This is a genomic window from Corallococcus sp. AB049A, assembly GCF_003668885.1.
In the GTDB taxonomy this organism is placed as follows: domain Bacteria; phylum Myxococcota; class Myxococcia; order Myxococcales; family Myxococcaceae; genus Corallococcus; species Corallococcus interemptor.
In genome coordinates this window covers 1-2,035 of the sequence record NZ_RAWL01000739.1, presented here as the reverse complement: position 1 = coordinate 2,035, position 2,035 = coordinate 1, and the positions used below count along the sequence as shown (strand labels likewise).

Sequence of the window (2,035 nt, the reverse complement as noted above, 5' to 3'; positions counted from 1 at the left end):
GTCACGGAGCGCTTACGATCAACGCGGGCCCCCGTGGCCGGCTCAGCCCCCGCAGCGGCTCCCGAGACAAGCACGAGCGCGAGAGCCAATCTGAACGGTTGGAGCAATGGCGCATGACCTCCCGAATGGGGAGGCTACCATCGCGGACGCCCGCGCAGTGGGGCTCTTTCCTACAGCCAGAGCGGCGTGCTGGGCCCCTGAAACGGGTCAAGGCGCTGCACGTCCGCCGATCTCCGGGAAGCGCTCATAGGCCCGAAGGAGCGCGTCCAGGTGGGCGGGGGTGTCCAGGTCGAGCGGCGCGTCGGTGAGCTGCACGACCCAGCCACCCGATGCCGTGCGCCGCGTCCGTGAAAGCAGGTCCGCGTCCCGAGCCAGGTCTGGGAACCCGATGGCCCGTGCGGTAGCGGCAGACCAGTAGTTCAGCCATCCGAGAAAGTGCGGAACCTCAGGCGTGGACCTATCCCATGGGAGCTTGAGCGATGGCAGTCCATGGGGCGGAACGTGCAGCGCATCGCCGGGATGGCGGAACTGTTGCGCCACGATCCCACCATAACCGCTGGGTGTTGCATGCCCCCATACGGCGCGAGCGCCCTCCGCCACACCTGCAAGCACATCGGCAGCCCCCGCGAGGCCGACCGCGTCGAGTGGCAGGTCCGCATGGATTTCAAAATGCGGCGGGCTTCCTGCTGCAAGACCGTTTGGGTTTTCCTGTCCGGCCACCGTCACGAGCTGGTTGTCATCATCGTTGCAGAGGAACGGGAAACCGCCGTTTGTCACATTGGCCGCGACCCACTCGTCGCGTTGAGGCAAGGCGAGGAGGTCCCCCTTTTCCGACATCGTCCACCCCAGGCGTAAGCCGGGCAGCGCACGTTCCATTGCATGGACAACTGCGGTCGGACGGTCGTCATCATCCTGGAGTGCAGGCGCGTGGGCGATGACGATGAGGGTTCTGTGAGCGGCCGTCATTTCAACACCAGTCCATGATGACAACTTTCAGGGTGGGATCTTCGTCGAACAGCACGGCTTTATGCGCGGCGCTGCGCACCCCAATGACGAAGGTAACCGTTCACCGGCTGGAGGCTGCTTGAAGGGACTGCCGGGCAGCGGACGGTGGGCGGGACGGCGCTCGACGGCGGAGGCCGCGGAGTGGCACACCGCCACTCGTGGCGGGACTCGACCCCAGGGACGTGCGAATTGCAAAGCTGGAGGCGCTGCTGGAAGCGGCGCTCAAGCGCATCGCGCACCTGGAGGAAGAGAACCGGCAGTTGCGTGAAGAGAACCGGCAGTTGAAGGAGCGGCTGGGTCTCAACTCAAGCAACTCCTCGAAGCCGCCCTCCTCGGATGCCCCAGGTACGCCGCGCCCGCCGAAGAAGCGTACGGGCCGCGGCCCCGGTGGTCAGCCAGGGCACAAGAAACACGAGCGGCGCTTGCTGCCGCCCGAGGCGGTGCAGCACGTCGTCGAACTGGTGCCCCGTCAGTGCAAGGGCTGTCGGCGGCGGCTGGTGGGAAGGGACTGCGAGCCGCGCCGCCAGCAGGTGGTGGAGGTGCCGCCGCTGTCAGCCATCGTCACCGAGTACCGCAGCCATGCGCTGGCGTGCGGCGCGTGCGGCACGCTGACGCGGGAGCCCGTGCCCGCGCACGCGCGCAGCGCCTTCGGCGAGCGACTGGGAGCGTTGGCGAGTCTACTGGTGGGCAAGTACCGGCTGTCCAGACGGCTGGTGAAGGACGCCCTCTCGGACATGCTGGGCGTGGACGTGTCGGTGGGCTGTGACGGGCCGGGGTAATGGATCGCAGTCGGGTCACCCAAGCTGTTCATAGCGGGGGCGGCCAAGCGGATCGCGACGGGGTCGGCCAAGCGGATCGCAGCGCGGAGCAACTGGGGCGGCGGTCCGTTCACCCTGGAGCTGATTGGAAGAAACGCGGCCAGTAGGTGGGCTGAGCGCCTACCCGGCCAGTCATCCCGTGCATTCTCGCGCGTCCACGAGCACCGCCCCCGCGGTGCGGCCAGGGACGCGCGCGGATGAGCTACCGGAGA

The 2,035-nt window shown here is 67.7% G+C and carries 2 protein-coding genes and 1 pseudogene; 1 reads left to right on the top strand and 2 read right to left on the bottom strand.

Features of this window, described 5'->3' with window-relative positions; all coding sequences use genetic code 11:
- Nucleotides 1–207: 207 nt before the first annotated feature.
- Both D7X55_RS38885 and D7X55_RS45010 read right to left on the bottom strand, forming a co-directional pair.
- A complete protein-coding gene (locus D7X55_RS38885; RefSeq protein WP_121725667.1) occupies nucleotides 208–966 on the bottom strand; it encodes a DUF5953 family protein in 759 nt (252 codons plus the stop codon).
- A 1-nt stretch (nucleotide 967) separates the two neighbouring features.
- Complete coding sequence (locus tag D7X55_RS45010) at nucleotides 968–1,021, bottom strand: hypothetical protein (RefSeq protein WP_233610351.1); 54 nt, start codon at nucleotides 1,019–1,021, stop codon at nucleotides 968–970.
- Between the two features lie 142 nt (nucleotides 1,022–1,163).
- On the opposite strand from D7X55_RS45010, the pseudogene D7X55_RS38880 reads away from it, so the two are divergent.
- Nucleotides 1,164–1,766: pseudogene (locus D7X55_RS38880) on the top strand (DUF6444 domain-containing protein); the annotation flags it as partial.
- Nucleotides 1,767–2,035: the final 269 nt, after the last annotated feature.